This window comes from uncultured Campylobacter sp. (assembly GCF_938045775.1).
Taxonomy (GTDB): domain Bacteria; phylum Campylobacterota; class Campylobacteria; order Campylobacterales; family Campylobacteraceae; genus Campylobacter_B.
Map to the genome: position 1 here is coordinate 21877 of NZ_CALIBH010000206.1, position 6472 is coordinate 28348.

Here is a 6472-nt window from a genome sequence, read left to right on the forward strand (position 1 = left end):
CTATTTTTCTGATTTATCGTCTGCGGACGTAAATTTAGCCGAAGAATTATCGTCCATTTTTACGATCTGCGGGATATTAAGCGGAGTAGTAGATGCTGCGGATGTCTCACCTACCGGTGTTGCGCCAGCCTTAGCGCTCGCGGTGGATTTTTTAGTTCTTTTAAATCCAGGTTTTGGTCCCGGCTTTTTTCTGGTTTTTTTTGCAGTGCTAGTTTCAGTGCTAGTGCTACTTGTCGCAGCTTTTTTGCTACCAGACTTTCTTTTATTTTTTACCGCCTCGGCGACATCGTCTAAGCCCTCTTTGGCTTCCGCAAAAATTTCTTTTGATTTTTTGCTTAATTTTTCTGCTCCGCCTTTGACGCTATTTTTTAGCTCCTCGACGCTTTTACTGCTAACGATTTTATTCGCACCTTCTTTGATTTTATCTCGATTGTTATAAGCGTAAACCGCCGCGCAACCAAGCGCAAAACCTGCTAGAAATGGGATCGGCATTTCATTCTCCTTGTGTTAAGATTATAAAGTCATTTTATCAACTTTACATAGATTTTGATATTATAGCGACTTTTTTAGATTTTTGCAATCCTAATTTAATTTTTCTGCAAAATTCCTTTAATTAAATTGGAAAATGCGCTATTTAAGATATTTTGCAAATCGTATTTTTGAAATATCCGCTCTAATCCCTGCGGATTTTTTAAAATTTCATTTAATAAATCAGTGAAATTCAAAGAATTTAAATCAGCCTCGTATTTAGAATTTAATTCTTTTAAAATCGGCAAAATTTCATTATACGAAACCGCCTGCGCCTTATACAGCAGCTCTTTAAATTCTGCGTTCTTGCACGAATTAATTAGATCGTCATAAAACATCATAGAGCTTTTTTCTATCAAAAGTGCCGAAGCCAAAAACTCATTCATACCTTTTGCAACCAGTGCCTCACTGCTATTTTCAGGAGGCATAGCGCCAAGCCCGCAAGAATTTGCAAAGTCTAACATCCGCTCAAGTAATCCAGCTCGTAAAGATAGAATTTCTCCTAGCTTTTTATCTTGAAATTTAACTGCGCCCAGCGAATAAAACTGTAAAATTTGCGCCTCTTTTTCGAGCAAAAGAGCAATATCTATAATTTGCACTTCATTTAAATTCCGAGATTTATTAGAAATTTTGCGCGATTTTTTGGTGCTACATAATGCTTCTTCGCTCAAGAAATCGCCTCTATATTGGAATTTACAAGCGCTACTAGCTCCGGCGAACTGATGCCGCTTAAAAACTGCTCCCAAAGGTGCATCGGAAAAACGCTTTCATCATAATGAATCGTCAGCGAGCCGATTAGAGAGTTAAATTTATACTCTTTTATCCCACGAATTGCAGCTATTTTAGCCTTCAGGCTCTCTTCGCTCACGCTATCTCGCAACTCCCTAATTTTGGGACTTACGCGGATACGAATACGACCTTTGCTGTGGCTGATTTTGCTAAAATACTTATGAAATTCCAAAATATCGTTGTGATTTATTTTCATATTTTTCCTTAAATTTGCGCCCAAATAATATCATAAATCATTTAATTCCTGCTAAATTTTGCGAATTATTTGCGTTTAGGACGGAATATTTTTATCTTATTTTCATCCGCTGTTATGTAATTTCCTCCCATTAAATCAATACAATACGGCACGGCAGGAAACACTGGTAGAAGGCACTCTTTAATCGCTTTTGGATTGCCCGGTAAGTTTATAATCAGAGATTTTTTGCGGATCGCTGCTATCTGGCGAGATAAAATTGCCGTAGGCACGATCTTTTGGCTTTCTGCACGCATCAGCTCACCAAAGCCTGGCATTAATTTCTCACTTACCGCTTCGGTCGCTTCAGGCGTTACATCGCGTGGAGCAGGACCCGTACCGCCCGTAGTTAGCACCAAATCACAACCTGCTTCGTCGCAAAGATAAATCAGCTTATCTTTGATCAGCTCTAGCTCATCGGGGACAATTTCATAAAAATACTCTTTCTCGCAAGTTAGCCAATCATCCATCACGGCAATTATTTCTTTGCCTCCTAAATCCTCGTAAACGCCACCGCTAGCGCGATCACTTATCGTTAAAACACCTATTTTTACCATTTTCCTCTCCTTTATTAGAATTTTAAATTTTAAAATTTAATCGAAATTTAGCGTGCCGTCTTGCGGCTTTTCTTCAGAGCTTTCGCTATCTTTTTCCGGCTTTTGCAAATCTTGCTCTTGCGCGGAGACGCCTTCTTGCTCTACACCATCAGATTCGCAGATTTTTTGAACATCCTCGAAAGTTATGAACTCATAAACGAAAATTTGCTTTGAAATTTGATTTAGCTTATCCTGCATCGTGCGGATTATCTCGCTTACCTCGTCGTAGCAATCTTGCAAAATTTTATTCACGCTCTGCGCACTAGGGGTGAAGCTATCGCCCATCGCGAGCTCAAAAACCATCTTTTGCGCCAGCGCAATAGCCTGCTTTACGTCGCTAGCGGAATTTGAAAAAGCGTCGTTTTTATGGATCTGTAGCGCCGCCATGCCGCTTAAAAGCACTTTGATTTGATTTAAAATTTGCGTTTTGGATTCGATCTCGAAATCCTCGTTTAAAAATTTGTCGTTTAAAAGCTCTATTTTTTCGAAATCAAACGAATACCAATACGCACTAAGCGCCTTTGCGCCCTGATAAAACGCCTGGATCTCCTTTTCGTATTCGGTTAGAATTCTACTTTTTTGTACGCCGTAAAAGACCCTCATCCGCACGTTTTCAAAATCGCTAAGCTCGATCGTATCGCTGCCGCGCTTAAGAGCGTTGATCGCGGCTTCATTTACCAGCGTCGCTACTCCCGCGCCGCTAAAGCCCACGCACAGGCGGCTTACTTTATTGATATTCGCGCTGCATCTTTTGCCCTCGAGGTAAATTTTTAAAATTTCGATGCGGTCTTTGTAGTTCGGAAGCCCAATGAAAACGCGCCTATCAAAGCGCCCCGAGCGCAACAACGCATCGTCGATCAAATTTATTTTATTGGTCGCGCCGATTACCATCACGCCGCTATTTTCCTCAAATCCGTCCATCTCGGTCAGCAGCTGATTTAGCGTCGCTTCCCGCTCATCGTTGCGCCCGATACCGCGCTTGCCGCCGACCGCGTCGATCTCGTCGATAAAAATAATCGCAGGCGCGCAGGATTTGGCCTTCGCAAACAGCTCGCGAACCCGCCTAGCGCCGACACCCACAAAGACCTCGGCGAAGCTTGCGCCGCTTTGGTAAAAAAACGGTACGTCCGCCTCGCCCGCCACGGCTTTTGCAATTAGCGTTTTACCGACGCCCGGCTCGCCGATCATTAAAATTCCTTTCGGCAGTTTGATGCCGAAATTTCGGTATTTTGCGGGATTTTTTAAAAAATCCACAATCTCGATTAGCTCGTCCTTAACCTCGCTGATGCCCGCGACGTCGCTAAATCTCACGTCGCTAACGCTTGGCGAAAGATCGCTGAGCTCTGCATTTGCGCTGCCTTGACGCGCAGTGCCTACGCCGTCCATCCTGCGGCGACGCGCCAAAACGGTTTCAAAATAATATACGAAGAGAAAAAATGCGAATGTAAAAATTACCAAAATCGCGCTGATACCGCTCGTGCCATCATCCTTTTCTTTGCTGATTAGAGCGTGATTTGATAGCTCCTTAAGATCTACGAGATCGACTAAAATTTTATAGTGTTTGTCGTCATAGGTAAAATTTAAATTGCCGTCCTCGATATGTGCCCGCTTGATCTGATCTTTTCGTACCAGCTCGCTAAATTCGCGCTCGGTGATGTATCGCGAATCGTCTTTAAAATAAACGATCGAGAGCAAAACGATAAGCAGCACCAAAAAAATCAGAATTATATTTAGCTTGCTTTTTTTGATTTTATGCAAAATTTCCATCAAATTTAACCTCATAATCTCTTATCTCCATCCATTTTTTCGACAAATCCTCATCGCTTTTGATCCAAATTTTATCATAAAATTGATCATATCCTTCATAAAACTCTCCGTTTTTCCGCTCGATCAGCACATTTAGCGGCACCTTGTGCGAAAGACGAAATTTATAATTATTCAGCGCCGTTATGTTTTGTAGCATCTTTAGTCGAGCCTTCGCTGTTTTGCCGTCTATGCGACCTTTTAGCGAGGCCGAAACGGTCCCTTGCCGCGGCGAAAAGATAAAGGCGTGCAGATGCGTGAGCGGAAATTTTTTTAAATTTTCCAACGCTTCGAGCCAAATCTCTTCGCTCTCGCCCGGATGCGCGACGATGAAGTCCGTCCCCAGCGCGAACCCGCGCTCCGCAAGCTCGCAAAAAAGCTCCAAATCCCTTAGCGCGGAATTTCGGCGGCGCATTATGCTAAGCATCTTTTGCGAAGTGTGCTGAAGCGCGATGTGCAGATGCCGCTCCAGCCACGGCTCGGATAAAATTTCGCGAAAGCTTGCATCTATCTGCGAGGGCTCGATGCTGCCTAGGCGAATGCGTCGAATTCCGCGTATCGCGCCCAGCTTTTGAAGCAACGCGCCGAGGCTCGTACCAGCGGCCTTGCCGTAGCTTCCGATATTGGTGCCGGTTAGCACGATCTCGCTAAATCCATTTGCGGCAAGGCTCGCCGCCTCTTTTAAGATCGCGCTTTCTGTGATACTGCGCGAGCGACCTCGCACCGAGGGGATTATGCAGTAGCTGCAGTTAAAATCGCATCCCTCTTGAATTTTAATAAAGGCTTTGGTGTGATCCTCGTAGTCGCTTACCAGATTTTTTTCGACGCCGTCAAGACCTCCGATATCGTAAAATTTCGAATCCGAGCCTAAAAACTCATCGATCTTCTCCTTTTGCGACATCCCGAACACCCCGAATACCGCGCCGTTTTTATACAGCTCCTCGCCGCGCGATACCGCGCCGCAGCCGGTTAGCAATATCTTTTTGCCGAGGCGGTTCATCTTATTTACGTAGTTTCGCACGTCTGCGTCGGCGCCGTTCGTAACGGTGCAGGAGTTTATCACGACGACGTCCGCGCCCTGCTCGTCGTGCGTGATCTCGCCCGATTTTAGATTGCTTTTGATAAGCTGCGTATCGTAGATATTTGTGCGACATCCAAATGTTTTAAAATAAATTTTCAAATTTCGCTCCCGGATCCGCTTCCTGTGGCAAAGCCGGCGCCTTGCGCCGCTGCGTTTAAATTTTGTGAGCCTTGCTGCTCGGAGCCGAGATCTTGCGCCATGAAATTTCCGCCTGCCGCCGCGTAGTTTTTGCCGTTAAAAAGCGTGTAAGCAGGATAGGCGATCTTGATATCGGGCTCGCTTCTTAGCGCGTCTAAAATTTCAGCCGAGATGTTGCTGCGAAGCCCGAGCGTCGCGTAAGAGTTCGTCATATACCAAACCGAAATTTCAATGCCGTATGGCTCAAAAAAGCTGAAAATTCTAGGCTCGACATTTGGATTTTTGATACTGTATTGCGAGCGAAGCTTGCCCATCTGCTTTTTGGCAATGTCGGTGTAGCCTTTGGAATACTTCCGCACGATGTTTTTTATGAGATACATCGCCTTTTTATGGTTGCTATCAAATGTTAAAAGTATGCTAATGCCGTCCCAGACGGTCTTAAGCCCGCTATGGGTGTAGTTTGAGATAAGATCTGTAAAAATATAATTGTTAGGTATGAAAATTACCCTGCCCGCGCGTTTATTTTCTCTCCACGTAGTCATAGTAACGTCCTCAAAAATCGTCATCCTAAGCACCGAAATATCGATGATATCGCCTACATAGGTCTCGCCGTTTTTATGCACCCTGATGCGATCGCCCACGCGAAAGCTGCCGCCAAGCACGATCGTAAGCCAGCCTAAGGAGCTCATAAACATATCTTTCATCGCAATCGCAAGACCTGCCGAGGCAAAGCCAAGAACCGTCACGAAGTGCGTCATATTCTCGATGTAAGAAAAGAGCAGTATCAGCGCAATCAGCGTGAAATTTAAAACATTGATAGCTTTATTTACGATATAAAAATTCTCGTCGTTTTTGATATATTTTTTCGCCACCACTTTGCAGAAAAACGACAGCGCGATGACGATTAAAATCCACACGGCGATGTTTCCCGCGCGCTTGATCTGCGCTTTTATATCGGCGGTCTGCACGGCGATTTGGGAGTTGATCTTTTTTTCGTAAACGTCATACGTGGTCTGCGCGATCTCATATGCGGAGCTAAACTCGCTAAGCTCGTAATCTAAGCTTTTAAGCTCCGCCACAGCGCTTGCGTCTGTATCAATCTGCATCAAGCGCTCATATAGCGCCCTTTTTGCTTCAAGTTTATCAATTAAAGCTTTAATATTTTCTATGGCGTTTTTCTGCTCCATCTTTTGAGCTTGTAAATTTCTAATCGTAGAAAAACCCGAAATTATCGAAAAAGGATTGGTAATGCGCGCAGGCTCGGGAGTTTCAGGCATCGCGATGATATCTAAAAACGGAGATTTT

Annotated in this window: 7 protein-coding genes; all 7 read right to left on the reverse strand. The window is 44.2% G+C overall.

Annotation, left to right across the window (positions count from 1 at the left end; translation table 11 throughout):
• A complete protein-coding gene (locus tag Q0238_RS08195) occupies positions 1–492 on the reverse strand; it encodes a hypothetical protein (RefSeq protein WP_297944935.1) in 492 nt (163 codons plus the stop codon).
• Positions 493–587: 95 nt separating this feature from the next.
• Positions 588–1199: a hypothetical protein gene (locus Q0238_RS08200; RefSeq protein ID WP_297944938.1), complete on the reverse strand. Its 612-nt coding sequence runs from the start codon at positions 1197–1199 to the stop codon at positions 588–590.
• The gene (locus Q0238_RS08205) at positions 1196–1513 is read right to left on the reverse strand and encodes an HMA2 domain-containing protein (protein WP_291936786.1); all 318 of its coding nucleotides are present in this window, start codon (positions 1511–1513) and stop codon (positions 1196–1198) included. The genes Q0238_RS08200 and Q0238_RS08205 overlap by 4 nt, the downstream gene beginning before the upstream one ends.
• A 65-nt stretch (positions 1514–1578) precedes the next feature.
• Positions 1579–2106: a molybdopterin adenylyltransferase gene (mog, locus tag Q0238_RS08210; protein ID WP_297894536.1), complete on the reverse strand. Its 528-nt coding sequence runs from the start codon at positions 2104–2106 to the stop codon at positions 1579–1581.
• A gap of 36 nt (positions 2107–2142) precedes the next feature.
• Positions 2143–3927 (reverse strand): AAA family ATPase, encoded by a 1785-nt coding sequence (locus tag Q0238_RS08215; RefSeq protein ID WP_297944941.1) that lies wholly within the window; start codon positions 3925–3927, stop codon positions 2143–2145.
• Complete coding sequence (gene mtaB / locus Q0238_RS08220) at positions 3896–5128, reverse strand: tRNA (N(6)-L-threonylcarbamoyladenosine(37)-C(2))-methylthiotransferase MtaB (protein ID WP_297944944.1); 1233 nt, start codon at positions 5126–5128, stop codon at positions 3896–3898. The genes Q0238_RS08215 and mtaB overlap by 32 nt, the downstream gene beginning before the upstream one ends.
• Positions 5125–6472 (reverse strand): mechanosensitive ion channel family protein (locus tag Q0238_RS08225; RefSeq protein ID WP_297944947.1); only part of this gene is annotated, 1348 nt, incomplete at its 5' end. The genes Q0238_RS08225 and mtaB, both read right to left, overlap by 4 nt.

Bases quoted from the DNA above. Each gene is read 5' to 3' on its own strand.
- mog (WP_297894536.1), bottom strand. From the start codon at position 2,106: ATGGTAAAAATAGGTGTTTTAACGATAAGTGATCGCGCTAGCGGTGGC.
- Q0238_RS08195 (WP_297944935.1), bottom strand. From the start codon at position 492: ATGCCGATCCCATTTCTAGCAGGTTTTGCGCTTGGTTGCGCGGCGGTT.
- Q0238_RS08215 (WP_297944941.1), bottom strand. From the start codon at position 3,927: ATGAGGTTAAATTTGATGGAAATTTTGCATAAAATCAAAAAAAGCAAG.
- Q0238_RS08205 (WP_291936786.1), bottom strand. From the start codon at position 1,513: ATGAAAATAAATCACAACGATATTTTGGAATTTCATAAGTATTTTAGC.